This is a genomic window from Pseudomonas sp. CH61 (assembly GCF_059429415.1).
The window spans coordinates 6433268-6457430 of sequence record NZ_CM182098.1; the positions used below are offsets into that span (position 1 = coordinate 6433268).

21 protein-coding genes are annotated in these 24163 nt (G+C 59.2%); 13 read left to right on the forward strand and 8 right to left on the reverse strand.

Annotated features, from left to right (window positions below; all coding sequences use genetic code 11):
- The first annotated feature begins 64 nt into the window (after window positions 1-64).
- Together AC5SEM_RS28865 and AC5SEM_RS28870 are read left to right on the forward strand one after the other, a co-directional pair.
- Window positions 65-2551, forward strand: coding sequence for a circularly permuted type 2 ATP-grasp protein (locus tag AC5SEM_RS28865; protein WP_495471810.1), 2487 nt, complete (start codon window positions 65-67; stop codon window positions 2549-2551).
- Window positions 2551-3441, forward strand: a complete 891-nt coding sequence (locus AC5SEM_RS28870; RefSeq protein WP_077570656.1) for a transglutaminase family protein — start codon at window positions 2551-2553, stop codon at window positions 3439-3441. Before AC5SEM_RS28865 ends, AC5SEM_RS28870 begins: the two co-directional genes overlap by 1 nt.
- 205 nt (window positions 3442-3646) lie before the next feature.
- Here AC5SEM_RS28870 and AC5SEM_RS28875 read toward each other — a convergent pair whose 3' ends face one another.
- Together AC5SEM_RS28875 and AC5SEM_RS28880 are read right to left on the reverse strand one after the other, a co-directional pair.
- Window positions 3647-3835: a hypothetical protein gene (locus AC5SEM_RS28875; RefSeq protein ID WP_095121840.1), complete on the reverse strand. Its 189-nt coding sequence runs from the start codon at window positions 3833-3835 to the stop codon at window positions 3647-3649.
- Window positions 3836-3902: 67 nt separating this feature from the next.
- Window positions 3903-4490, reverse strand: a complete 588-nt coding sequence (locus AC5SEM_RS28880; protein ID WP_495471811.1) for a cytokinin riboside 5'-monophosphate phosphoribohydrolase — start codon at window positions 4488-4490, stop codon at window positions 3903-3905.
- Window positions 4491-4830: 340 nt separating this feature from the next.
- On the opposite strand from AC5SEM_RS28880, the gene azu reads away from it, so the two are divergent.
- Window positions 4831-5277 carry an azurin gene (gene azu, locus AC5SEM_RS28885; protein WP_077570662.1) on the forward strand — a complete coding sequence of 149 codons (447 nt, stop codon included), beginning with the start codon at window positions 4831-4833 and terminating at the stop codon, window positions 5275-5277.
- Between the two features lie 185 nt (window positions 5278-5462).
- The gene (locus tag AC5SEM_RS28890) at window positions 5463-6914 is read left to right on the forward strand and encodes a hypothetical protein (protein ID WP_495471812.1); all 1452 of its coding nucleotides are present in this window, start codon (window positions 5463-5465) and stop codon (window positions 6912-6914) included.
- Window positions 6915-7023: 109 nt separating this feature from the next.
- Here the strand turns inward: AC5SEM_RS28890 and nadE are convergent, their stop codons facing one another.
- The 3 genes from nadE to AC5SEM_RS28905 form a co-directional block, all read right to left on the reverse strand.
- The gene (nadE, locus tag AC5SEM_RS28895) at window positions 7024-7851 is read right to left on the reverse strand and encodes an NAD(+) synthase (RefSeq protein WP_212620505.1); all 828 of its coding nucleotides are present in this window, start codon (window positions 7849-7851) and stop codon (window positions 7024-7026) included.
- Window positions 7852-7855: 4 nt separating this feature from the next.
- Entirely contained in the window at window positions 7856-9076 is a 1221-nt protein-coding gene (gene pncB / locus AC5SEM_RS28900; RefSeq protein ID WP_077570668.1) for a nicotinate phosphoribosyltransferase, read from the reverse strand.
- 213 nt (window positions 9077-9289) lie between these two features.
- Complete coding sequence (locus AC5SEM_RS28905; protein WP_495471813.1) at window positions 9290-10192, reverse strand: LysR family transcriptional regulator; 903 nt, start codon at window positions 10190-10192, stop codon at window positions 9290-9292.
- Window positions 10193-10355: 163 nt separating this feature from the next.
- Here AC5SEM_RS28905 and amaB point away from each other — a divergent pair, with 163 nt between their 5' ends.
- The 9 genes from amaB to AC5SEM_RS28950 all read left to right on the forward strand — a co-directional run bounded on the left by amaB (window position 10356) and on the right by AC5SEM_RS28950 (window position 21505).
- Window positions 10356-11846: an L-piperidine-6-carboxylate dehydrogenase gene (gene amaB / locus AC5SEM_RS28910; RefSeq protein WP_495471814.1), complete on the forward strand. Its 1491-nt coding sequence runs from the start codon at window positions 10356-10358 to the stop codon at window positions 11844-11846.
- Window positions 11847-11993: 147 nt separating this feature from the next.
- Window positions 11994-13277, forward strand: coding sequence for an L-pipecolate oxidase (gene amaA, locus AC5SEM_RS28915; protein WP_495471815.1), 1284 nt, complete (start codon window positions 11994-11996; stop codon window positions 13275-13277).
- A gap of 368 nt (window positions 13278-13645) precedes the next feature.
- Window positions 13646-14779 carry an ABC transporter substrate-binding protein gene (locus tag AC5SEM_RS28920; protein WP_064117213.1) on the forward strand — a complete coding sequence of 378 codons (1134 nt, stop codon included), beginning with the start codon at window positions 13646-13648 and terminating at the stop codon, window positions 14777-14779.
- Between the two features lie 240 nt (window positions 14780-15019).
- Complete coding sequence (locus AC5SEM_RS28925; RefSeq protein ID WP_008078282.1) at window positions 15020-15934, forward strand: ABC transporter permease subunit; 915 nt, start codon at window positions 15020-15022, stop codon at window positions 15932-15934.
- Between the two features lie 3 nt (window positions 15935-15937).
- The gene (gene livM / locus AC5SEM_RS28930) at window positions 15938-17239 is read left to right on the forward strand and encodes a high-affinity branched-chain amino acid ABC transporter permease LivM (protein ID WP_495471816.1); all 1302 of its coding nucleotides are present in this window, start codon (window positions 15938-15940) and stop codon (window positions 17237-17239) included.
- Complete coding sequence (locus AC5SEM_RS28935) at window positions 17236-18108, forward strand: ABC transporter ATP-binding protein (RefSeq protein WP_034151617.1); 873 nt, start codon at window positions 17236-17238, stop codon at window positions 18106-18108. Before livM ends, AC5SEM_RS28935 begins: the two co-directional genes overlap by 4 nt.
- Window positions 18105-18821 (forward strand): ABC transporter ATP-binding protein, encoded by a 717-nt coding sequence (locus AC5SEM_RS28940; RefSeq protein WP_007950655.1) that lies wholly within the window; start codon window positions 18105-18107, stop codon window positions 18819-18821. The genes AC5SEM_RS28935 and AC5SEM_RS28940 overlap by 4 nt, the downstream gene beginning before the upstream one ends.
- 839 nt (window positions 18822-19660) lie before the next feature.
- Window positions 19661-20425 (forward strand): SDR family oxidoreductase, encoded by a 765-nt coding sequence (locus tag AC5SEM_RS28945; protein WP_007915905.1) that lies wholly within the window; start codon window positions 19661-19663, stop codon window positions 20423-20425.
- Between the two features lie 174 nt (window positions 20426-20599).
- Window positions 20600-21505 (forward strand): cation diffusion facilitator family transporter, encoded by a 906-nt coding sequence (locus AC5SEM_RS28950; RefSeq protein ID WP_495471817.1) that lies wholly within the window; start codon window positions 20600-20602, stop codon window positions 21503-21505.
- Between the two features lie 123 nt (window positions 21506-21628).
- Here AC5SEM_RS28950 and AC5SEM_RS28955 read toward each other — a convergent pair whose 3' ends face one another.
- From AC5SEM_RS28955 to ureG, 3 genes are all read right to left on the reverse strand, one after another.
- Window positions 21629-22762: an AGE family epimerase/isomerase gene (locus AC5SEM_RS28955; RefSeq protein WP_495471818.1), complete on the reverse strand. Its 1134-nt coding sequence runs from the start codon at window positions 22760-22762 to the stop codon at window positions 21629-21631.
- A 182-nt stretch (window positions 22763-22944) separates the two neighbouring features.
- Window positions 22945-23517 carry a HupE/UreJ family protein gene (locus AC5SEM_RS28960; RefSeq protein WP_077570689.1) on the reverse strand — a complete coding sequence of 191 codons (573 nt, stop codon included), beginning with the start codon at window positions 23515-23517 and terminating at the stop codon, window positions 22945-22947.
- 27 nt (window positions 23518-23544) lie between these two features.
- A complete protein-coding gene (gene ureG, locus AC5SEM_RS28965; protein WP_007915910.1) occupies window positions 23545-24159 on the reverse strand; it encodes an urease accessory protein UreG in 615 nt (204 codons plus the stop codon).
- Between the last annotated feature and the right edge of the window lie 4 nt (window positions 24160-24163).

The window sequence follows — 24163 nt, forward strand, 5'->3', positions numbered from 1 at the left end:
CGTATATCCGCGCGTCATCTGCCTGCGTTAGTCTGACCGTTCCTTGCTGTCTGCCGAGCTTTCCATGCCTGACCTGCTAGACCGCTACCCGCTTACGGCGGGCACTTATCACGAACTGCTCGACGGCAGTGGCGCGGTGCGCCCGCACTGGCGGCGGCTGTTCGATCAGTTACAGCGCAGCACCCCGGCGCAACTGGTGCAGCGTCAGGCATTGCTGGCACGGCAGATTCAGGAAAACGGTGTCACGTATAACGTCTATGCCGATCCCAAAGGCGCGGATCGGCCTTGGGAACTGGATCTGCTGCCGCATGTGATAGCCGCCGATGAATGGCAGCAATTGTCGGCAGGCATCGCTCAGCGTGCGCGCCTGCTTAATGCTGTGTTGGCGGACTTGTACGGCCCGCAACGGCTGATCAGCGAAGGTTTGTTGCCGGCAGAACTGGTGTTTGGTCACAATAACTTTCTCTGGCCGTGTCAGCATATCGCGCCGCCGGAAGAGATATTTCTGCACCTGTACGCCGTGGATCTGGCACGTACGCCGGACGGGCGCTGGTGGGTGACTGCCGATCGCACACAAGCGCCATCGGGCGCCGGGTATGCCCTGGAAAACCGCACCATCGTGTCCCGTGCCTTTCCCGAGTTGTACCGCGATCTGAAGGTGCAGCATCTGGCGGGTTTCTTCCGCGCATTGCAGGAAACCCTCGCGCGTCAGGCGCCAAGTGACGATGAGGCGCCGCTGGTGGTGCTGCTCACACCGGGGCGCTTCAACGAAAGTTATTTCGAACATTTGTATCTGGCTCGTCAGCTTGGTTACCCGCTGGTCGAGGGCGGTGATCTGACGGTGCGCGACGCCACGGTCTATCTGAAAACCCTTAGTGGCCTGCGTCGGGTGCACGCGATCATGCGCCGCCTCGATGACGATTTCTGCGATCCGCTGGAGTTGCGCACGGACTCGGCACTTGGCGTACCCGGGTTGCTTGAGGCGGTGCGTCAGGGCCGCGTGCTGGTGGCCAACGCGTTGGGCAGTGGCGTGCTGGAGTCGCCGGGATTGCTTGGGTTTCTGCCCAGGATCAATCAATACCTGTTTGGCGAAGAACTGATCCTGCCGTCGATTGCGACGTGGTGGTGCGGTGAGGCGCCGGTATTGGCGCAAGCCCTGGAAAAACTGCCCGAACTGCTGATCAAACCGGCGTTCCCCTCGCAAAGCTTCGCACCTGTGTTCGGCCGTGATCTGAGTGAAAAACAGCGTCAGGTGCTTGCCGAGCGCATGCAGGCACGCCCTTATGCTTATGTGGCGCAAGAATTGGCTCAGTTGTCCCACGCGCCGATCTGGCAGGCAGAAAACGGACAACTGCAACCACGGGCGATCGGCATGCGTATGTACGCCGTGGCCAGTGGTGAAGGTTATCGCGTGCTTCCCGGTGGTTTGACCCGGGTGGCCGCCGAGGCCGATGCCGAAGTGGTATCAATGCAGCGCGGCGGCGCCAGCAAGGACACTTGGGTGCTCGGTGATCGCCCGCCCAGTGGCGAGCAATGGAAGAGTCAGCGAAGCGTCGGCGTGCACGATCTGGTGCGACGCGACCCTTATCTCCCGTCGCGAGTCGTTGAGAACCTGTTCTGGTTCGGCCGTTACTGTGAGCGCTGTGACGACAGTGCGCGGCTGCTGCGCATCATGCTTGCGCGGTATGTCGATGGTGATGACCCGCAAGCGTTGCAGGCGGCGGTCGACCTCGGTGAGCGGCTGACGTTGCTGCCGGACGAAGGTGAACTTCCTGAGCGCCTGTTGGCAGCGCTGCTGGGTGAGGACTGGTCGTTCAGTCTGCGTTCCAACCTGCAGCGTTTGCAGTGGGCGGCCTCGCAGGTGCGTGGCAAGCTCTCGCGCGAGAACTGGCAGGCGTTGGTGGAGTTGCAGCGCGAAGCGATGGACCTGGACACCGACGAACCCGACTTCGGCGAGCTGCTGGATTTCCTGAATCGGCTGGTGATGTCGCTGGCGGCGTTGTCCGGGTTTGCCCTCGACGACATGACTCGCGACGAAGGCTGGCGGTTTCTGATGATTGGCCGGCGCATCGAGCGACTGCAGTTTCTCAGCAGTAGCCTCGCAGCGTTTCTGCGTGGTGCAGGTGCGTTCGATCAAGCGGGGCTGGAATGGCTGCTGGAACTGGGCAACAGCAGTATCACTTATCGATCCCGCTATCTGGCCGTGGCTCAATTGATTCCAGTGCTCGACCTGTTGCTGCTCGATGAACAAAACCCACATGCGGTGTTGTTCCAGTTGAAACTGGTGACCCGCACGTTAAAGCGCTTGAATGATGATTTCGGTGTTCCACGGGAAGCGGGATTGCCGCAGTTGGTCGAGCGTCTTGCGCGTTTTGATCTGGGTTGCCTGGAGAACCCATTGTTCGGGGAGTCCAGCGTCCGCGCCGCGCTGAATGGCCTTGCCGATCTGCTGCAAGAAATTGCCGATGCCAGCGGTCAGGTTTCGGATCGTCTGGCCCTGCGCCATTTCGCCCATGTCGATGACGTCAGCCAACGTACGGTGTCTGTCTGATGAATGCTCGATACCAGATTTTCCACGACACCTGTTACCACTACGACAGCCCGGTGTCCCTGGCGCAGCAACTGGCGCACTTGTGGCCGCGAAAATGCGAATGGCAGCGCTGCACCGATCAGCAATTGCTGATCAGTCCGGACCCGACAGCACGCCGTGATGAGCTGGATGTGTTTGGTAATCCGTTGACCCGATTGGCCTTTGAGCGGCCGCATGACGAATTGCAAGTCAATGCACAACTGACGGTGGAAGTGCTGGCGCGGCCGGCGCTGGACTTCAAGCAGTCACCCGCCTGGGAGCTGACCCGCGATGCGCTGAGTTACAGCAGTCAGCCGTTGTCCGCTGAGTTGCTCGAAGCCTGTCGCTACCGGTTCCAGTCACCGTACGTGCATCTGAAACGCAGTTTCGTCGAATTCTCGCAAAGTTGTTTTCCGCCGGGCACGCCGTTGCTGCTGGGCGTGCAGGACTTGATGCAGAAGATCTTCAGCGAATTCACTTTCGATGCCGAGGCGACTCAGGTGGCGACACCGCTGGTGGAGGTGCTGGAGCGACGACGCGGGGTTTGTCAGGACTTTGCGCATTTGATGCTGGCGTGCGTGCGCTCGCGAGGCTTGGCGGCGCGCTACATCAGTGGTTATTTGCTGACGCAGCCGCCGCCGGGGCAGCCACGCTTGATCGGCGCCGATGCGTCGCACGCCTGGGTGTCGGTGTTTTGTCCGGTGCTGGGCTGGGTGGATTTCGATCCGACCAACAATGTGCAGCCGGCGCTGGAGCACATCACGCTGGCGTGGGGGCGGGATTTTTCCGATGTATCGCCGTTGCGCGGGGTGATCCTTGGCGGCGGCAATCACGACCCGGAAGTGCGCGTCACCGTAATGCCCCTGGATTAACGCAGATCAAACTGTAGGAGTGAGCCTGCTCGCGACAGCGGTGTGTCAGCGGCAAATATTTCAACTGACACACCGCTATCGCGAGCAGGCTCACTCCTACAAGGAAATTGGGGTGTTTCTGAGAGGGCTGTGAGGGCCGGCAGTGAAACCGCCAGCCCCGTCACAAATCCGCAGGGCCTGATTCGATGATCAAACCCGGTGGGGTTCAGGCGTCGGGCGCCTGATCTTTCGGTGTTTCAGTTGCATCAACATCATCTTCTGTTGCCACTTCACCCTCAGGGTTCAGTGCTGCTTCTTCAGCTGTTTGTTTCTTGCGCTGAAGCTTTTCCTCTTTCTTCTGTTCCTTTGCCAGGTCTCGTTGACGTTTGGCGAAGGAGTAATTGGGTTTGGCCATGGGCGTTCCTCTTGGTCGAAGGTGAGGTTGAGCGGCGCGTATTCTGCCCTGTATCGGTGCCCGGTGGTTAGCCGGGTTTTTGCTCGACCCATTTGGGCGTGACGGTCGGCTTCCAGTTATCCAGGGAATCGAGCAGTGTTTGCGGCGATTCGCTCACTTGCAGCATGTCACGGTGTGGCGCGCGAACGAAGCCTTCGCCGACGATATGGTCAAGAAAAGCGGTGAGTTTGCTGTAGAAACCGTTTACTTCCAGCAGGCCCAAAGGTTTGCCGTGGTAGCCGAGCTGGCCCCAGGTCCATACTTCGAACAATTCTTCCAGCGTACCGAGGCCGCCGGGCAGGGCGATGAAGGCGTCGCTCAGTTCAGCCATGCGCGCCTTGCGCGCGTGCATGCCATCGACCACTTCCAGGCGCGTCAGGCTCTTGTGGCCGATCTCCTTGTCCATCAGGCTTTGCGGGATGATGCCGATCACTTCACCGCCAGCGGCCAGCGCGGCATCGGCGACAACGCCCATCAAGCCCACAGCACCACCGCCGTAGACCAGGGTCAGTTTACGTTCAGCCAAGGCCCGGCCAAGGGCAATGGCGGCTTCGGTGTAAGCCGGATCAGTGCCCGCATTGGCACCGCAAAATACACATACGGATTTCAGAGACATGCCTTCCTCCTGGGTCAATCCGTCACAGGGTAATGGCTGGCACGCCGTGATCCAAGGCCTAAACTTCGCGTTCCGGTGATTCAAAGGTACCGCTGGCGCCACAGGCGTAAGCGGCGAGCAAACTGCACAACAGACCGTTAAAGAACATGACAGGCACTCCGTCTCAGTAGATGCGCCGATCATAGGGCCGGCCGGAGAATCTGGCCGTTAGATTGTGTCGATGAGTGTCATAGCCTGAAAGTTGTATACAATTTTTGACTCAAGTCATAGGAACTTGCGAAGATTTCAGGCAGTCTTTCCACCATTCGTGTTTTTGTTAACCCTGCCTTGGAGATTCACCATGTTTTCCAAAGTTGTTGCGGTATCCCTGCTGGCGCTGGCCAGCAGCCAATTGATGGCTGCCGAGTGCAAAACCACCGTTGACTCCACCGATCAGATGTCCTTCAGCACCAAAGCCATCGAAATCGACAAGAGCTGCAAGACTTTCACTATCGAACTGACTCACTCCGGCAACCTGCCGAAGAACGTCATGGGCCATAACCTGGTGATCAGCAAAGAAGCTGACATGCAGCCAATCGCTACCGCTGGCCTGGCCGCCGGTATCGACAAGAACTATCTGCCCGAAGGTGACGCGCGCATCATCGCTCACACCAAGATCATCGGCGCCAAGGAAACCGATTCGGTGACCTTTGACGTATCGAAGTTGGATGCCGCTGAAAAATACGGCTTCTTCTGCTCGTTCCCTGGCCACATCTCGATGATGAAAGGCACTGTCACCCTCAAGTAAATCCGGGTTCAAGTATTGCAGGAAACGCCGCTGCGCGATGATCGCCAGCGGCGTTTTTGCGTCCGGCGCTAAACTACCGTTCGTCCGAATTAGGCGCCTACCTGTTATTTCTGACAGTAGACCACTGCTTCAAAGTCGGGCTTACATGAGTCTTCTTTCCAGACGATTGCAAAGAGGATTTCCACATGAATGCCAAGAGCAAAAACTCGACCTTAGCCGACCTGAAAATCGTTAACGTGTTTTCAGGTGGGCAGGACGTTCCCGACGGCGGCGCGATTTTTTCCGCAAGAGCCAACTTCACCGTCACCGGGCCTGGCGACGCCATTCTGCAGCTCCTTATCGATGATGTGCCGAAATACCGCGGCCAGACAAACAATGCGGGCGACCTGTCTTTTTTGCTAGATGATCTTCCGGATGGACCGCACGAATATCGGCTGGCCCATGAGGAGGAGCGCACCGATCCATTTACCTTGAATGCGGTTGCGACCAAACCCTTTATCGAAACGTTGAAAGATTCCACAGGGAATGTTGAGAACGGCGGCTCGACCGAAGAAACCGTTCTGACGATCAATGGCTTGTGGAAGGAAGGTCAGATATGGATCTTGAACGGTGCTGCTGCTGAACCGATTGCCATGTTTCGCGTGGGCAGTGATCGCACTTGGAGCGGCGATCTCGATCTTGCAGCGGGAAAAATCCACACGCTGAAAGCCAGAGCGGATGATCGATCGGAGTCCGATCTCTATACCGTGACCGTCGGCGAGGTCTCCGAAGGTGAGGTGAAGATCACTTCGCTGAAGGATTCGAAAGGTGAAGTAGAAAGCGGTGGGACGACCACCGACACTCAACTGACGATCGGCGGCTCGGCGAAGGACGGCGAGGTCAAATTGCTGGATGGAGATAACACGACGCCGATTGAAACGTTTACGGCAGCGGATGGAACTTGGGGTGGCGAAATCGAGCTCACGGCGGGTAAAACCTATGTGCTGAAAGCCGAGGACGTAGACGGCGAAAAATCCGATACCCACACCGTGACTGTCAGCGAGGCGTCCGAAGGCGAGGTAAAGATTACTTCGCTGAAGGATTCGGAGGGGGGCGACATCGAAGACGGTGAGACTACCGCAGACACCACACTGACGATCACCGGCTCGGCGAAGGACGGCGAGGTCAAATTGCTGGATGGAGATAACCCGACTCCGATTAAAACGTTTACGGCAGCGGATGGACCTTGGGGTGGCGAAATCGAGCTCACGGCGGGTAAAACCTATGTGTTGCAAGCCGAGGACGTAGACGGCGAAAAATCCGAGACCCACACAGTGATTGTCAGCGATGAACCCGAAGTCGAGTTAGAGATCACTTCGCTGCAGGATTCGAAAGGCGACGTAGCAGACGGTGGGGCTACCGACGACACCACTCTGACGATCGGCGGCACGGCAAAAGACGGCGAGATCGAGTTGCTGGAGGGTGATAACACGACGCCGATTGAAACGTTTACGGCGACGAATGGCATCTGGAGTGGCGAGTTCGTCCTCGCAGCTGACGCAACCTATGTGCTGAAAGCCAAGGATGCAACTGCAGAGTCTGAGACCTACACCGTGACTGTCAACGCGGCGCCCGCTGAAACTCGCGTGAAGCACTGATTGCAAGTCTGCGGATACCGCGGCGAAGCTGGCGCAGGCAGCGATCTTCGATTGTCATCATCGAAACCGGGATCGCCGTCTGCGACAGTTTTTGCCGTTTTGTACCCGCTCAGGGTGCGAACGGCATCACGCGTTTGTGATGGGTCTTGTTGTAGGTCGCGACGATGATGTCGAACGCTTCCTGACGCACCGGCTCACCGTGCAGGAACGCATCGATTTCGGCATAGGTCACACCATGGGACGCTTCGTCCGGTTTACCCGGCGACAGATCCTCAAGGTCCGCCGTTGGCACTTTCTCGACCAGCGACTCCGGCGCACCAAAGCTGCGCGCAATCGCCCGCACCTGATTCTTCACCAGACCACTGAGCGGTGCCAGATCACAAGCGCCGTCGCCGAACTTGGTGAAGAAACCCATCACCGCTTCCGCCGCATGATCGGTACCGATCACCAGACCGTGCGCCGCGCCGGCGATGGTGTATTGGGCGACCATGCGCATCCGCGCCTTGGTATTGCCGAGCACAAAGTCCACCGACACCGCGTGCTTGCCTTCAAACGCCGCGACTTCACTGGCCAGCGATTTCACCGCCGGGCCGATGTTGACGGTGTGGCGCTCGTCTGGAGCGATGAAATCCACCGAAGCCTGAGCGTCGTGTTCATCGAACTGGGTTTCGTACGGCAGGCGCACGGCGATGAATTTGTAGCTGTTGTCGCCGGTCTGGTCGCGCAGCTCACGCATCGCGCGCTGGGCCAGCAGGCCGGCGGTCAGCGAGTCGACACCGCCGCTGATGCCCAGCACCAGCGTCTTGAGCCCGGAATTGACCAGGCAATCCTGAATAAAGGTAATGCGCCGGGCGACTTCGGCCTGCAGAGCCTTGTAGTCGGCGAACGGCGGTTGCACCTTGAGCTGTTCAGCAATCTCACGCTGTACGGCTTGCATGAATTCACTCCTTGCTAGATAGAGGATCGGCAGGAACCTGGAACACGTGTCGCAAGTAGGCGACGAAATTCGGGTCTTTGCAGTGGGACTTGCCTGGCTCGTCGGAGATCTTCGCCACCGGTTGGCCGTTGCAGGCGGTCATTTTAAGCACGATGCTCATCGGTTCGACACCCGGAATGTCACAGGTGAGGTTGGTGCCGATGCCGAAGCTGACATTGATCCGACCGTGCAGCGCGCGGAAGATCTCCAGCGACTTGGGCAGGGTCAGGCTGTCGGAGAACACCAGGGTCTTGCTCATCGGGTCGATGCCCAGCCTGTGATAGTGGGCGATGCATTTTTCGCCCCACACCACAGGATCGCCGGAGTCGTGGCGCAGGCCGTCGAACAGCTTGGCGAAGAACAGATCGAAATCGCCGAGGAAGGCATCGGTGGTAATGCAGTCGGTGAGGGCAATCCCCAGCAGGCCACGGTATTCGCGGACCCAGCAATCGAGCGCGGCGATCTGGCTGTCGATCAGCCGTGGGCCGAGTTGCTGGTGGGCCATGATCCACTCGTGAGCCATGGTGCCCAGCGGTTTCATGTCCAGTTCGCGGGACAGGTGCACGTTGCTGGTGCCGACGAAGCGTCCGGGGAAGTCGTGCTTGAGCACATTCACCACTTCTGCCTGCACGCCGTACGAAAAACGGCGGCGGGTGCCGAAATCGGCGACCTGCAGCTGCGACAACTCATCGGCCGAGGCATTGGCGGTCAGCCAGTCGAACTTGCGATAGAGCTGTTCGCGCGCCTGTTCGAGCACGGTTTCACGGTAGCGATAGCGGTTACGCACTTCGCTGACGATCGCCAGCAACGGCACTTCATAGAGAATCACATGCAGCCACGGCCCGCGCAGACGGATGAACAGCTCGCCGTTCTCGATGCCGGTGTGCACGTAGCGCAGGTTGAAGCGGAACAGGCCGAGAAAGCGCAGGAAATCCGGTTTGAGGAAGCTGATGCGTTCAAGAAAACTCAGTTGATCGGCGCTCAGGCTCAGTTCCGCCAGACGCTCGATCTGAAAGCGGATCTCGGCCAGATACGGGCGCAGATCCTCGCTATTACGGCAACGAAACTCCCATTCGACTTCGACGTTGGGGTAGTTGTGCAGCACCGCCTGCATCATCGTCAGTTTGTAGAAGTCGGTGTCGAGCAGGTTCTGCACGATGCGATCGGCAAACACGCTCTCGCTCATAACGGGGTCTCCAGGTGCGCCGCGCCTGTGCGCGGTCTCAAACAATGGCGCTAGTGGCGCATATCAACGGTGCGGATTGCCAGCATTTTTTGACAACGCATCAGATCCATTGTGGGAGCGAGCCTGCTCGCGAAGGCGTCATTTCAGTCGAAATGGGTATTGAATGTGCCGGCCTCTTCGCGAGCAGGCTCGCTCCCACAATTTTCAATCGAGTCAAATCTCCGGGCTGTCGATCTGTTCGAGCATCCACTTCACAAAATCCCGCACCTTCGGCACTTCCGCCGCATGCTCCGGGTACGCCAGGTAATAGGCGTCGGTGCTGGGCATCGCATGCTGCCAGGGAATGACCAGTTTGCCGTCGGCCAATTCCTCTTCCACCAGAAACCTCGGCAACAACGCCACACCGCAGCCAACCTGCGCGGCACGGATGCACATATAAAAGGTTTCGAAACGCGGGCCGTGGTAGCTGTGTTCGGTCTGATAACCCTGACTGTCGAACCAGTCGTGCCATGCCTGTGGGCGCGAGGCATTTTGCAGGAGCACCAGATCGGTGAGTTGCGTCGGATCAGTGAACGGCGTGTCCGGCAGGCTGCCCGGCGCGCAGACCGGTACCAGCTCTTCGCCGAACAACTTCAGGCATTCGGTGCCGGGCCGTGAACCCTGGCCGAAGTAGAACGCCAGATCGCTGCGCCCTTGCAGCAGATCATCGGCTTCCTGCTCGTTGCACAAGTCCAAATGAATGGAAGGATGGCGCAGCCGCCAGCCTTTCAGGCGCGGCACCAGCCAGCGCGCGCCGAAGGTCGAAGGCGTAGAGACGCGCAGGACTTCGGTTTCGCCGCCGTAGGAACGCAGGTAATGCGTCGACATCTCCACTTGCGAGAGAATTTTTCGTACTTCGACCAAGTACAAATCCCCGGCTGGGGTCATCTGCAAGCGCCGACGCACGCGGCGGAACAACAAGTGCTGCAACAGCTCTTCCAGCTGCGCGACCTGTTTGCTCACCGCGCTCTGGGTCAGGTTCAGTTCCTCGGCGGCGCGGGTGAAGCTCAGGTGCCGGGTCACGGCCTCGAAGCACTGCAACGCGGTGATCGAGGGCAAGTGGCGTTTGTTCAGCATGGCCGATCCTTTTCTTGTCTTTCTGTGCGCAGCATGAATAAACGGAATGATATCTCGCGTAAAGGTCGTTTGTTGCCTTGCCATTGTGACGCTACAACTAAAGGCCTGCCCGGTCGCGAAACAGTGGCCGCACACATTCAGTTTTTTGCTTGAGGAGTGACCCATGGTTGCCGCATTGCTTGATCGTCTTGGTGTGAAGCCGGCCCTTTATCAGAACGGCAAAGTGCCGGTGCATTCGCCGATCGACGGCAGCCGCATCGCCGCCGTCAACTGGGAAGGCCCGGCGGAAGTCGAGCAGCACATCAGTCGCGCAGATCATGCGTTCGAGCAGTGGCGCAAGGTGCCGGCCCCGCGTCGCGGCGAACTGGTGCGTCAATTCGGCGAAGTGCTGCGTGAATACAAAGCCGATCTCGGCGAACTGGTTTCCTGGGAGGCTGGCAAGATTACTCAGGAAGGCCTGGGTGAAGTGCAGGAGATGATCGACATCTGCGATTTCGCCGTCGGCCTGTCTCGCCAACTGTACGGTTTGACCATTGCCTCCGAGCGTCCGGGCCATCACATGCGTGAAACCTGGCATCCGCTGGGCGTGGTCGGGGTGATCAGCGCGTTCAACTTCCCGGTGGCGGTGTGGGCGTGGAACACCACGCTGGCGCTGGTCTGCGGCAACCCGGTGGTGTGGAAACCGTCGGAGAAAACCCCGCTGACCGCGTTGGCCTGCCAGGCGCTGTTTGATCGTGTGGTGAAGAATTTTACCGATGCGCCGGCGAATCTTTGCCAAGTGATCATCGGTGGCCGCGACGCGGGCGAAGCGCTGGTCGATGACCCGCGTGTCGCGCTGATCAGCGCCACTGGCAGCACGCGCATGGGGCGCGAAGTGGCGCCGAAAGTTGCCGCACGTTTTGCTCGCAGCATTCTGGAGCTGGGCGGCAACAACGCGATGATCCTCGGCCCAAGCGCCGATCTCGACATGGCGGTGCGCGCGATTCTGTTCAGTGCCGTCGGCACGGCTGGTCAGCGCTGCACCACTCTGCGTCGTCTGATTGCCCATGAGTCAGTGAAGGAAGAAATCGTCACTCGCCTCAAGGCTGCCTACTCGAAAGTGCGCATCGGCAATCCGCTGGAAGGCAATCTGGTCGGTCCGCTGATCGACAAGCACAGCTTCGAAAACATGCAGGACGCACTGGAGCAGGCATTGAGCGAGGGTGGTCGGGTGTTCGGCGGCAAGCGTCAGCTCGAAGACCAATTCCCCAACGCCTATTACGTCTCGCCGGCCATCGTTGAAATGCCGGAGCAAAGTGATGTGGTCTGCAGCGAAACCTTCGCACCGATTCTGTACGTGGTCGGTTACAGCGACTTCCAGGAAGCGCTGCGCCTGAACAACGCTGTACCTCAAGGCCTGTCGTCGTGCATTTTCACCACGGATGTGCGTGAAGCCGAGCAGTTCATGTCGGCGGTTGGCAGCGACTGCGGCATCGCCAACGTCAACATCGGTCCGAGCGGTGCAGAAATTGGTGGCGCGTTTGGTGGCGAGAAAGAAACCGGTGGTGGTCGTGAGTCGGGCTCCGATGCGTGGCGTGCGTACATGCGCCGGCAGACCAACACCGTGAACTACTCGCTGGAGTTGCCGCTGGCGCAGGGCATTACCTTCGACTGACAGGTGGATATCCCCCTTGTGGGAGCGAGCCTGCTCGCGAATACGGTGGGTCAGTCGACATAGATGTTGGCTGATATACCGCTTTCGCGAGCAGGCTCGCTCCCACAGGGTATGCAGTGTTTGTTAGGTTTCTGTTGGAGTCTGGCAATGCCGTTACGCGAAGAATGTCTGTGGGAAAAACTCACGCCGCAAAGGCCGGATAACACCGCGCTCAAGGGCGAAGTCAACGTCGATGTCTGCGTGATCGGCGCCGGGTTCACCGGTTTGTCGGCGGCGCTGCATCTGTTGGAAAAAGGCAAAAGCGTCTGTGTGCTGGAGGCTCATCGCGCCGGTCACGGCGGTTCGGGGCGCAACGTCGGGCTGGTCAATGCCGGCATGTGGATCCCGCCGGACGAGATCGAGGCCGGTTTCGGCGAGGCGGTTGGCAGCCAGCTCAACCGCATGCTCGGGGCCGCACCGGCGCTGGTCTTCAGCCTTGTGGATAAATACAACATCGATTGCCAGCTACGCCGCGAAGGCACCCTGCACATGGCGCACAACGCCAAGGGCGAGGCGGATTTGCGCAGTCGCGAGCAACAATGGAAACGCCGAGGTGCGCCGGTCGAATTGCTGACCGGCAAGGCCTGCGAGCAAGCCACCGGCACGCAAAAAATTGCCGCGGCATTGCTCGATCGCCGCGCCGGCACGCTCAATCCGATGGCTTACGTCACCGGGCTGGCCAACGCGGTGAGCAGTCTCGGTGGGCAAATGTTCGATCATTCGCCGGTCACTCGCCTTGAGCGTCAGGGCGCGAAGTGGTCGGTGCAGACTGAGCGTGGTTCTGTACTGGCCGAGCAAGTGGTCATTGCCTCCAACGCCTACACCGAAGGCGACTGGACCGAACTCAAACGCAACTTCTTCCCCGGTTATTACTACCAGGTCGCTTCGGTGCCGCTGAGCGAAGATGCCGCGCAGGAAATCCTCCCGGGCGGGCAGGGCTCGTGGGATACCCGCCAAGTCTTGAGCAGCATCCGCCGTGACAAAGAAGGGCGGTTATTGCTCGGCAGCCTCGGCAATGGCAACCAGAAACCGACCTGGTTTCTCAAGGCCTGGGCCGACCGCGTGCAGCAGCATTACTTCCCCAATCTGAAACCGGTCGAGTGGGAATGCACCTGGACCGGGCGCATCGCGTTCACGCCTGATCACCTCATGCGTCTGTTCGAACCAGCGCCGGGACTGGTGGCCGTCACCGGTTACAACGGTCGCGGCGTGACTACTGGCACCGTGGTCGGCAAAGCCTTCGCCGACTATCTGTGTAACGGCGATCCTCAAGCTTTGCCGATTCCCTTTGCACCGATGCAGCCCTTGGCGGGTGTGGGCTTGCGCAGTTGCCTGTACGAGGCCGGGTTCTCGCTGTATCACGCGGGCCAGTGCCTGCGCATCGTCATTTGAGTGTTGAAATATGTTGCCGGAAGCGGCGCTTTTCGATGCAGCGACTAGCCTGTAATGGTGCGGGTTGTAGCAGTCCCGCACCAGCAGTGTGCAGTTCGGTGACGCGGGCTGTTACAGGCTGGTTGCACGTCGTTTGGCGCCGCGGTTGCAATGATGGCGCGTGCGGGTTGCGCCTGAAAAAATAAATGGTTTCACCTTCCGCGGTTTAGACGGTTGCACGCCCAATGAAAATGGGAACGAAACAGTCGAAATAACAAGAAAGCAGCGACTTTTTGAAGAATAAAAAACCGATGGCACGGCCCTTGCTCAGAGCATTCAGTGAAGTGAAGTCGCAGTGCCAACTAAAAAAAACCTTGGAGCACCACCTCATGTCCCAGACGTTTTACAAGAAAGGCTTTCTGGCCCTCGCAGTGGCTACTGCGTTGGGTGTTTCTGCGTTTGCTCAAGCTGATGTGAAAATCGGTGTAGCGGGTCCAATGACGGGCGCCAACGCGGCATTTGGCGAGCAGTACATGAAGGGTGCACAGGCAGCGGCTGACGCGGTCAACGCGGCAGGTGGCGTCAACGGGGAGAAAATCGTTCTGGTCAAGGGCGATGACGCCTGCGAGCCGAAACAAGCCGTGACGGTCGCCAAGGACCTGGTCAACCAGAAAGTCGCTGGCGTGGTCGGTCACTTCTGCTCTTCTTCGACCATTCCAGCCTCGGAAATCTACGACGAAGCCGGTGTGATCGCGATCACTCCGGGTTCCACCAACCCGCAAGTAACCGAGCGCGGCCTCAGCGCCATGTTCCGTATGTGCGGGCGTGACGACCAGCAAGGCATCGTCGCCGGCGACTACATTGTCGACGTGCTCAAGGGCAAAAAGGTTGCCGTGCTGCACGACAAGGACACCTACGGCCAAGGCCTGGCAGATGCCACCAAGGCACAGCTTGAGAAGCGTGGTGTGAAACCGGTGCTGTACGAAGGCCTGACCCGTGGCGAGAAAGACTTCAGCGCCGTGGTCACCAAGATCCGCGCGGCTGGCGCCGATGTCGTCTACTTCGGCGGTCTGCACCCGGAAGCCGGTCCACTGGTCAAACAACTGCGTACCGAAGGCCTGAAAGACGTGAAGTTCATGTCCGACGACGGCATTGTCACCGACGAACTGGTGACCACCGCTGGCGGCCCGCAATACGTCGACGGCGTGCTGATGACCTTCGGCGCCGACCCGCGTCTGCTGCCGGAAAGTAAAACCGTCGTCGATGCCTTCCGCAAGGCCGGCACCGAACCAGAAGGCTACACCCTGTACGCCTACGCCTCGGTTCAGACCCTGGCAGCTGCCTTCAATGGCGCCAAGTCCAACAGTGGCGAGAAAGCCGCCGAGTGGCTGAAAGCCAATCCGGTGAAAACCGTCATGGGCGAGAAAGCCTGGGACAAGAAGGGCGACCTGAAAGTCTCCGACTACGTGGTGTACCAGTGGGACGCGACTGGCAAATATCACCAGCTGGAAAAACAGAAGTAAGGGCTGACACGATCAGCTGATCCCCACCGATCCAATGTGGGAGCGAGCCTGCTCGCGAAGACGGAATGACGGCCAACACATGTGTTGAATGTTCCACCGCTATCGCGAGCAGGCTCACTCCTACAGGGACGATGTGGGATGTGCTGATCGTGGCTGACATTGCTCCGACGTAAATCTGTATTTTTCCTAGAAGAACCGCACATCACCGGTGTGCAGGTTCTCACTGCGTGAGATTGCGTTATGGATGGTATTTTCCTGCAGCAACTGGTCAACGGCCTGACCCTCGGGTCGGTCTATGGCCTGATCGCCATCGGCTACACAATGGTCTACGGCATCATCGGCATGATCAACTTCGCCCACGGCGAGGTTTACATGATTTCCGCTTACCTGGCGGCAATCAGTCTGGCTCTGCTGGCTTACTTCGGTATCGAATCCTTCCCGCTGCTGATGCTCGGCACTCTGATCTTCACCATCGTCGTCACGGCGGTGTATGGCTGGGTCATTGAACGAGTCGCTTACAAACCCCTGCGCAACTCCACCCGACTGGCACCGCTGATCAGCGCCATCGGTATTTCCCTGATCCTGCAAAACTATGCCCAGATCAGCCAGGGCGCCCGCCAACAGGGTGTTCCGACGCTGCTCACCGGCGCCTGGCGCGTCGATATCGGCACTGGCTTCGTTCAGCTCACCTACACCAAGATCTTCATCCTGGTGGCCGCGTTCGTCGGCATGGGGCTGCTGACCTACGTCATCAAGTACACCAAGCTCGGCCGCATGTGCCGTGCCACCCAGCAAGACCGCAAAATGGCCTCGATTCTGGGGATCAACACCGACCGCGTTATCTCCTACGTGTTCATCATCGGTGCAGCCATGGCGGCATTGGCCGGCGTGCTGATCACCATGAACTACGGCACGTTCGATTTCTATGCCGGCTTCGTCATCGGCATCAAAGCCTTTACTGCTGCGGTACTCGGCGGGATTGGTTCGCTGCCGGGCGCGATGCTGGGCGGGATCATCCTCGGCATCTCCGAGTCGCTGTTCTCCGGTCTGGTCAACTCCGACTACAAAGACGTGTTCAGCTTCTCGCTGCTCGTACTTGTTCTGGTCTTCCGGCCGCAGGGCCTGTTGGGCCGTCCTCTTGTGTCGAAGGTGTAAGCGATGTCTTCAACCACCAAAAAAAGCATTGATGTCAAAAAAAGCCTGGTTGAGGCGACTCTGGCCGGCCTGATTGCCCTGATTGTTTTCGGGCCGATTGTCGGCGTTGTGCTCGAGGGTTACAGCTTCAACCTCGAACCGACCCGCGTGGCCTGGATCATCGGCGTTGTCATGATCGGCCGTTTTGCCCTCAGCCTGTTCCTGCAAACGCCCAAGGGCCTGAAGATTCTCGACGGATTCGAGAGCACCGGTTCCGGTGTGCATGTGCTGCCGGCCGATCACAAATCACGCCTGCGCTGGATCATCCCGCTGCTGATTGTGCTGGCCGTTATCGTGCCGTTTGTCTCCAACTCTTACCTGCTGGGCGTGGTCATCCTCGGGTTGATCTATGTGCTGCTGGGGCTTGGACTGAATATCGTGGTCGGTCTGGCCGGTCTGCTCGATCTGGGTTACGTGGCGTTTTACGCCATCGGCGCCTACGGTCTGGCGCTCGGTTATCAGTACCTCGGCCTGGGTTTCTGGACGGTATTGCCGCTTGCGGCGATCACTGCCGGGCTGGCCGGGTGCATCCTCGGTTTTCCGGTGCTGCGCCTGCATGGCGACTATCTGGCGATCGTGACGCTGGGCTTCGGTGAAATCATTCGCCTGATCCTCAACAACTGGTTGTCGCTGACGGGCGGCCCGAACGGTATGCCGGCACCGCTGCCGACGTTCTTCGGTCTGGAGTTCGGCAAACGGGCGAAGGATGGCGGGGTGCCGTTCCACGAGTTCTTCGGCATCGCCTACAACCCGGACGTGAAGTATTACTTCATCTACGCGGTGTTGTTCCTCGTGGTGCTGGCCGTGCTGTACATCAAGCATCGTCTGGTGAAGATGCCGGTCGGCCGCGCCTGGGAAGCTCTGCGTGAAGATGAAATCGCCTGCCGCTCGATGGGCCTCAACCACGTACTGGTGAAGCTCTCGGCGTTCACCATCGGTGCATCGACAGCCGGTCTCGCCGGGGTGTTCTTCGCCACCTACCAAGGCTTCGTCAACCCGACCTCGTTCACCTTTTTCGAATCGGCGCTGATCCTCGCCATCGTCGTCCTCGGCGGCATGGGCTCGACCATTGGCGTGGTGATCGCTGCATTCGTGCTCACCGTCGCCCCGGAATTGCTGCGCGGCTTCGCCGAATATCGCGTGCTGCTGTTCGGCATCCTGATGGTCTTGATGATGATCTGGCGACCACGCGGGCTGATTCGCATCAGCCGAACCGGGGTCACTCCACGCAAAGGTGCCATTCACTATGAGAGGACTGCGCCATGAGTGAAGTCGTACTCTCTGTTGAAAAACTGATGATGCATTTCGGTGGCATCAAGGCCTTGAGCGATGTCAGCCTGAAGGTCAAACGCAACTCGATCTTCGCCTTGATCGGCCCTAACGGTGCCGGCAAGACCACGGTGTTCAACTGCCTGACCGGGTTCTACAAGGCCTCGGGTGGCAAGATCGAACTCAACGTGCGCGGCCAGCAGACCAATGTCATCCAGTTGTTGGGCGAGTCGTTCAAACCGACTGACTTCGTCTCGCCGAAGTCATTCCTCAGTCGTCTGTACTACAAGATGTTCGGCGGTACGCACCTGGTGAACCGTGCAGGCCTGGCGCGGACATTCCAGAACATTCGCCTGTTCAAGGAAATGTCGGTGCTGGAAAATCTGCTGGTGGCCCAGCACATGTGGGTCAACCGCAACATGCTCGCCGGCATCCTCAACACCAAGGGCTACCGCAAGGCGGAGAGCGACGCGCTGGATGTCGCGTTCTACTGGCTGGAAGTGGTCGATCTGGTGGACTGCGCCAACCGTCTCGCCGGTGAGCTCTCGTACGGCCAACAACGCCGTCTGGAGATCGCCCGGGCCATGTGCACGCGGCCGCAGATCATCTGCCTCGACGAACCGGCCGCCGGCCTCAACCCTCAGGAAACCGAAGCGCTGAGCGCGATGATCCGGCTGCTGCGCGACGAGCACGATCTGACCGTGGTGCTGATCGAACACGACATGGGCATGGTAATGAGCATTTCCGACCACATCGTGGTGCTGGACCACGGCATCGTCATCGCTGAGGGCGGGCCTGAAGCGATCCGTAACGATCCGAAAGTTATCGCGGCCTATCTGGGCGCCGATGAAGAGGAGCTGGTATGACCCAACCGATCCTCGAACTCAAAGACCTCGACGTGTTCTACGGCCCGATCCAGGCGCTCAAAGGTGTTTCGCTGCAGATCAATGAAGGGGAAACCGTCAGCCTGATCGGCTCCAACGGCGCGGGCAAATCGACGTTGCTGATGTCGATCTTCGGTCAGCCACGGGCGGCGGGCGGGCAGATCCTCTATCAAGGCGTCGACATTACCCACAAGTCCTCGCATTACATCGCTTCCAACGGCATTGCGCAGTCGCCGGAAGGACGGCGGGTGTTCCCCGACATGACCGTCGAGGAAAACCTGCTGATGGGCACCATTCCGATTGGCGACAAGTACGCCAAAGAGGATATGCAGCGCATGTTCGAGCTGTTCCCACGGCTTGAAGAGCGGCGCACGCAGAGGGCAATGACCATGTCCGGTGGCGAGCAGCAAATGCTCGCCATTGCCCGGGCGTTGATGAGTCGGCCGAAGCTGTTGCTGCTTGATGAGCCGAGCTTGGGACTGGCGCCGATTGTGGTGAAGCAGATCTTTGCGACCCTGCGCGAGTTGGCGAAAACCGGGATGACCATTTTCCTCGTCGAGCAGAACGCCAACCATGCACTGAAACTGTCTGACCGCGCATATGTGATGGTCAACGGCGAGATCCGCCTGACGGGCACGGGTAAAGAGTTGTTGGTGAACGAGGAGGTGCGTAACGCCTATCTGGGCGGGCACTGATTCCGCGACGTTATGCACAGCCCCGGCGACGCGAGTCCCGGGGCTTTTTACATCTCAAACCCACCACAAATCCCTTGTAGGAGTGAGCCTGCTCGCGATGGCGGTTTCCCATTCGCCATCACCGGTGACTGATATACCGCTATCGCGAGCAGGCTCACTCCTACAGTTGATCTGCGCCGGATTTCAGAATTGTGGAAAACAAATTCCCATAGCTGCCAAAGCGCGACATATAGACGCTGCAAATGGCTGTTTTTCCACAGTTTTGACTTGTCCCCGTTTGCTGTGGAGCTGGCTGTGAATAACGTGGGTGTATCTGGCTGCGCGCCACGTAAACCGTGGCCTGCAAGTGTGTGGTTGTTTTTTGATCAGGCGTTTTTGCGGGGCTTGAAGTCGTTGTTGTCAACCTTTTTATAGCGTCGCGGATAGCAGCGATTGCGTGTGAACAAGCCTGTGGATAAGTCTGTGATTAAACTCTGGAAAGACTGCGCTGAGGGCCGTAATTACTGGCCTCGCGCAATCACTGCGTTGACGCGTCAGTCGTGCAAAATGCCATCTCCCGCACATCCGCGGCTTCAGGGTCAAGCAAAAAACTTTCTATTTCGCCCGCAAAGCCTTGTGTGGCGCGGCTTTGCGCGTTTGTACTTGCCCCCGGAAACTGTGGAAGGGACTGTGGATAACATGCGTGCACATGGCTACAGGCCACGGTGGCTATAGCGTTGGTGCGGTTGGTCGTTTTTTGTACAGCTTGTGGGTGTTGCCCGTGAATGCGCGGGCGGGCATGCTGCCTGCTGATTTTCTATTCCAAGGGCTGCCCCGGCGGCCGAAGCAAGGAGAACACGATGTCCAACACCCTGTTTATCACCGGCGCGACGTCCGGATTTGGTGAAGCCTGTGCCCGCCGTTTTGCCGAGGCTGGCTGGAAACTGGTGCTGACCGGCCGTCGTGAAGAACGCCTGAATGCGCTGTGTGCTGAATTGTCGAAGCAGACTGAAGTGCACGGTCTGGTCCTCGATGTGCGTGACCGCAAGGCGATGGAGGAGGCGATTGCCAATCTGCCGCCGTCGTTCGCAAAGCTTCGCGGGCTGATCAACAACGCAGGTTTAGCGCTGGGCGTGGACCCGGCGCCGAAATGCGATCTGGACGATTGGGACACCATGGTCGACACCAACGTCAAAGGCCTGATGTACGCCACGCGCCTGCTGCTGCCGCGCCTGATCGCCCATGGACGTGGCGCCGGCATCGTCAACCTTGGTTCCATCGCTGGCAACTATCCGTATCCGGGCAGTCATGTGTACGGCGCGACCAAGGCGTTCGTTAAACAGTTCTCGCTGAACCTGCGCTGCGACTTGCAGGGCACCGGCGTGCGGGTGAGCAACATCGAGCCTGGGCTGTGCGAAAGCGAGTTTTCGCTGGTGCGTTTTGCCGGTGATCAGGAGCGTTACAACGCGACTTACGCCGGTGCCGAGCCGATCCAGCCACAGGACATCGCCGAGACGATTTTCTGGGTGATGAATGCGCCGGCGCACATCAATATCAACAGCCTCGAGTTGATGCCGGTGAGCCAGACCTGGGCTGGTTTTGCCATTGAGCGGAACAAGGCTTAAGACCGCGCTGAAGCCATTCGCGAGCAGGCTCGCTCCCACATTGGAATGCATTTCAAAGTGGGAGCGAGCCTGCTCGCGAAGAGGCCAAAAAGGCCAAAACAGGGCGATAAGGTAAACTCCCCTCGCAACAACCCAACCGCACCCCGCGGTTTTCAAGGTTTTCGAGGAGTCAAAGTGAGTAACCGAGGTGAGCAGGCACTGCTCAAACAATCGACCATTCTGATGTTGGCGGTGGCGATTGCCGGGATCGTCACCGGTTTTGTTTCAGGTTCGCAATCCATCCTGTTCGATGGTTTTTTCTCGCTGATCGCAACGTTCATCAAAGTTCTGATGCTGATCACTGCCAAGCTGATCGCCAAGCAAAGCAATCACCGTTTCCAGTTCGGTTTCTGGCATCTGGAGCCGATGGTGCTGCTGATCGAAGGCAGCTTCCTGATGTTGATCGCGATCTACGCGTTCCTCAACGGCGTGTTCGGCATCATCAACGGTGGCCGCGAGATCGAGTTGGGGCTGGTGATCATTTATGCCGCGGTGTTTACCGTGGTCGAATTCGCCTACTTCTTCTACGTACGGCAGCGTAACCGCAAGCTCAAATCCAGCCTGATCCAGTTCGACAACATCAGCTGGCTGGTGGACGCGATGCTGTCCGTAGGCCTGTTGATAAGCTTCCTTGCGGCGCTGCTGCTCAAGTCTCAGGGCTATGGCCAGTGGGCGGTGTATGTCGACCCGTTGATCCTGATCGTGCTGGCCCTGACCATGTTGCCGCCGGCGTTCAAGATCCTTGGCCCGGCCTTACGCGATGTGCTGGGGATCGCCCCGGACACGCTGGATGATCAGGTCCGGCAGGTGATGGACGCGGCGAAAACCGAACACGGCTTCGACGATTACGTGTCGTACGTGCAGAAGCACGGGCGGGCACGGTTTATCGAAATTCATGTGGTGTTGCCGGCGGATTATGCGTTGAGCAATGTCGGACAACTGGATGCGTTGCGCGAGAATATTTCGGCGAAGCTGGGCAAGCCGGATGCGGCGCGCTGGTTGACCATCAGCTTTACCGGGGACAAGAAGTGGATCGCCTAGAGACCGCGTAACGGCCATTCGCGAGCAGGCTCGCTCCCACATTGAAATTGCGCCAAACACACTATTTGTGAACTGCACAAATCAACTGTGGGAGCGAGCCTGCTCGCGAAAGCGATCTATAAATCAGCGAAGATATTCAGCCAGACCGTGGTAACAAGTCGCCAAGTGATAAGGCGTAGTCGAAGGCATGTCCTTGCGACTCACCTCGCCCAATTCATCCCGACACTCATGCCAGCCACCCGCATGCAGAAACCGCTGCTGCAACGCCTGCAACTGGCGCAGCACCACCGCTTCACTGTTCGGCCGCAAGGTCAGCGCGCGCAGATATTCCGCCTGAGCCCAGATCCGCTGAGTCGAGTCGCGCGGGCGTCCATTCGTTTCCAGATCGAGCATCGCCCGCACCGCGCCGGATGACTGCACCACACCGTATTGCTCGGTGAACGCAAACGCCCGATCCAGCGCCGCATGCAGTTTCGAACCGCGCAACAACGCCGACGATTCCAGCAGGAAATACCATTCGAACTGGTGCCCCGGCTCATACCAGTTATCCACAGCCCCGAGCGGCTTCTCCATCAACACGCCGTATTGCGGATCGACGAACTGCTTGTGCATGGCTGTGCATAACTCCAGCAATGCCTTTTGCGTCTGGGCATCTTCGCGAACCGCCAGGGTGGCCAGAAACGCTTCAGCCAGATGCATCAACGGGTTTTGCAGCGGACCGGTTTGCAAGGTGATCCAGTCGCGTTCCAGGCAGGCTTCGTACAAACCATCGCCGGTGGCAAAGCGCCGGCCAATGATTTCCAGCGCCGCATTCAACGTCGACTCGACCAGCGAATCGCCGGACTTTGCCCAGTAATGCGCGCAGGCAAACAGGATAAAGGCGTGGGTGTAGAGATCCTTGCGCTGATCCAGCGGCTTGCCCTGCGCATCGATGCTGTAAAACCAGCCGCCATGCTCGGCATCATGAAAGTACCGTTGCAGCGAGCGGAACAGGGCCGCGGCGCGGACTTCAGCGTTATCCACAACCCCGATCAGACTGGAAAACAGATACAGCTGCCGCGCACAGGCCATCGCCCGATAGCGCTGCGGTGGTAGCGGCTGATGCGTGGCGTCCAGCGCCTCATAGGGCAACGCCATGTCGGCGTTCCAACCCGGGCCTTGCCAGAGGGGCACGATCACTTTGACGAAGTGCTGCTGCACAGCGCCGAACAGGGCGGTCAATTCGGGCAGGGAGGTGGAGCGGGAAGCGTGGGGCATGGGCGGACGTCGTCACGGGCTGGGGCGATTGCGCGACATGGTAGCAGAGAGACTGGCCTGAGCGATGTGGTGTCTGTCAGACCGCCTTCGCGAGCAGGCTCGCTCCCACAGTGGATTTGCAGCGTACACAAAACCTGTGGGAGCGAGCCTGCTCGCGAAGAGGCCAGTTCAGACAATAAAAACTAGCCTGCGAGCAACCAAACACCAGTCGCCGCCGAAGCCGCGCCCGCCAGACGCACCAACGGTGCCGCCGCCTGAGGCAGGAAACGCACCACCGCATAACCCGCGGCATGCAGTGCAGCCGTCGCGGCCACGAAACCCGCCGCATACGCCCACGGACTGCTCATGTCCGGCAGCTCCAGCCCATGCGCCACACCATGGAACAACGCAAACAGCGCCGTCGCCGCCACCGCCATGACCAACGGCGGACGCACCGCCAGCGCTACCGCCAGACCCAGCGCCAGCACCGACGCCGCAATCCCGCTTTCCAGCGCCGGCAATTGCAGCCCTTCAAACCCGAGCATGCCGCCTATCAACATGGTGCCGACAAATGTGCACGGCAGCGCCCAACGCGCAGCGCCTTGCTGCTGCGCCGCCCACAGCCCAACGGCAATCATCGCCAACAAATGGTCGAGGCCGCCGATCGGGTGGCTGATGCCGGCGATCAAGCCACTGTCGCCATGTCCCGGGTGTGCGAAGGCCAGCGCCGGCGTCAGCAGCAGCGCCACGGCGCCAAGAATACGTTTGAGTGTCATGGATAAGCTTCCTTGTTGATCAGTGAATCAGGCTGCGGTCAGCAGGCCCTGGCGTTCGATGAAGGCGATGATTTGCTCAAGGCCCTGACCGGTTTTCTGGTTGCTGAAAACGAACGGCTTGCCGTTGCGCATGCGTTTGGTGTCGCTGTCCATCATCTCCAGCGAAGCACCGACCAGCGGCGCGAGGTCGATCTTGTTGATCACCAGCAGATCGGATTTGCAGATGCCCGGCCCGCCCTTGCGCGGCAGCTTGTCGCCGGCCGAGACATCAATCACGTAGATGGTCAGGTCAGATAATTCCGGACTGAAGGTCGCCGAGAGGTTGTCACCACCGGATTCCACCAGGATCAGATCCAGCCCCGGAAAACGCCGGTTCAGTTGATCGACCGCTTCGAGGTTGATCGAGGCGTCTTCGCGGATCGCCGTGTGCGGGCAGCCACCGGTTTCCACGCCGATAATCCGCTCCGGCGCCAGGGCTTCGTTGCGCACGAGGAAATCGGCGTCTTCGCGGGTGTAGATATCGTTGGTGACCACGGCGAGGTTGTAGCGCTCGCGCAGGGCCAGGCACAGGGCCAGGGTCAACGCGGTTTTGCCGGAACCGACCGGGCCGCCGATGCCGACTCGCAGAGGTTGGGTGTTCATGATT

Coding starts and splice junctions, on each gene's coding strand:
- AC5SEM_RS28865 (WP_495471810.1), top strand. CDS start 65: ATGCCTGACCTGCTAGACCGCTACCCGCTTACGGCGGGCACTTATCAC.
- AC5SEM_RS28870 (WP_077570656.1), top strand. CDS start 2,551: ATGAATGCTCGATACCAGATTTTCCACGACACCTGTTACCACTACGAC.
- AC5SEM_RS28875 (WP_095121840.1), bottom strand. CDS start 3,835: ATGGCCAAACCCAATTACTCCTTCGCCAAACGTCAACGAGACCTGGCA.
- AC5SEM_RS28880 (WP_495471811.1), bottom strand. CDS start 4,490: ATGTCTCTGAAATCCGTATGTGTATTTTGCGGTGCCAATGCGGGCACT.
- azu (WP_077570662.1), top strand. CDS start 4,831: ATGTTTTCCAAAGTTGTTGCGGTATCCCTGCTGGCGCTGGCCAGCAGC.
- AC5SEM_RS28890 (WP_495471812.1), top strand. CDS start 5,463: ATGAATGCCAAGAGCAAAAACTCGACCTTAGCCGACCTGAAAATCGTT.
- nadE (WP_212620505.1), bottom strand. CDS start 7,851: ATGCAAGCCGTACAGCGTGAGATTGCTGAACAGCTCAAGGTGCAACCG.
- pncB (WP_077570668.1), bottom strand. CDS start 9,076: ATGAGCGAGAGCGTGTTTGCCGATCGCATCGTGCAGAACCTGCTCGAC.
- AC5SEM_RS28905 (WP_495471813.1), bottom strand. CDS start 10,192: ATGCTGAACAAACGCCACTTGCCCTCGATCACCGCGTTGCAGTGCTTC.
- amaB (WP_495471814.1), top strand. CDS start 10,356: ATGGTTGCCGCATTGCTTGATCGTCTTGGTGTGAAGCCGGCCCTTTAT.
- amaA (WP_495471815.1), top strand. CDS start 11,994: ATGCCGTTACGCGAAGAATGTCTGTGGGAAAAACTCACGCCGCAAAGG.
- AC5SEM_RS28920 (WP_064117213.1), top strand. CDS start 13,646: ATGTCCCAGACGTTTTACAAGAAAGGCTTTCTGGCCCTCGCAGTGGCT.
- AC5SEM_RS28925 (WP_008078282.1), top strand. CDS start 15,020: ATGGATGGTATTTTCCTGCAGCAACTGGTCAACGGCCTGACCCTCGGG.
- livM (WP_495471816.1), top strand. CDS start 15,938: ATGTCTTCAACCACCAAAAAAAGCATTGATGTCAAAAAAAGCCTGGTT.
- AC5SEM_RS28935 (WP_034151617.1), top strand. CDS start 17,236: ATGAGTGAAGTCGTACTCTCTGTTGAAAAACTGATGATGCATTTCGGT.
- AC5SEM_RS28940 (WP_007950655.1), top strand. CDS start 18,105: ATGACCCAACCGATCCTCGAACTCAAAGACCTCGACGTGTTCTACGGC.
- AC5SEM_RS28945 (WP_007915905.1), top strand. CDS start 19,661: ATGTCCAACACCCTGTTTATCACCGGCGCGACGTCCGGATTTGGTGAA.
- AC5SEM_RS28955 (WP_495471818.1), bottom strand. CDS start 22,762: ATGCCCCACGCTTCCCGCTCCACCTCCCTGCCCGAATTGACCGCCCTG.
- AC5SEM_RS28960 (WP_077570689.1), bottom strand. CDS start 23,517: ATGACACTCAAACGTATTCTTGGCGCCGTGGCGCTGCTGCTGACGCCG.
- ureG (WP_007915910.1), bottom strand. CDS start 24,159: ATGAACACCCAACCTCTGCGAGTCGGCATCGGCGGCCCGGTCGGTTCC.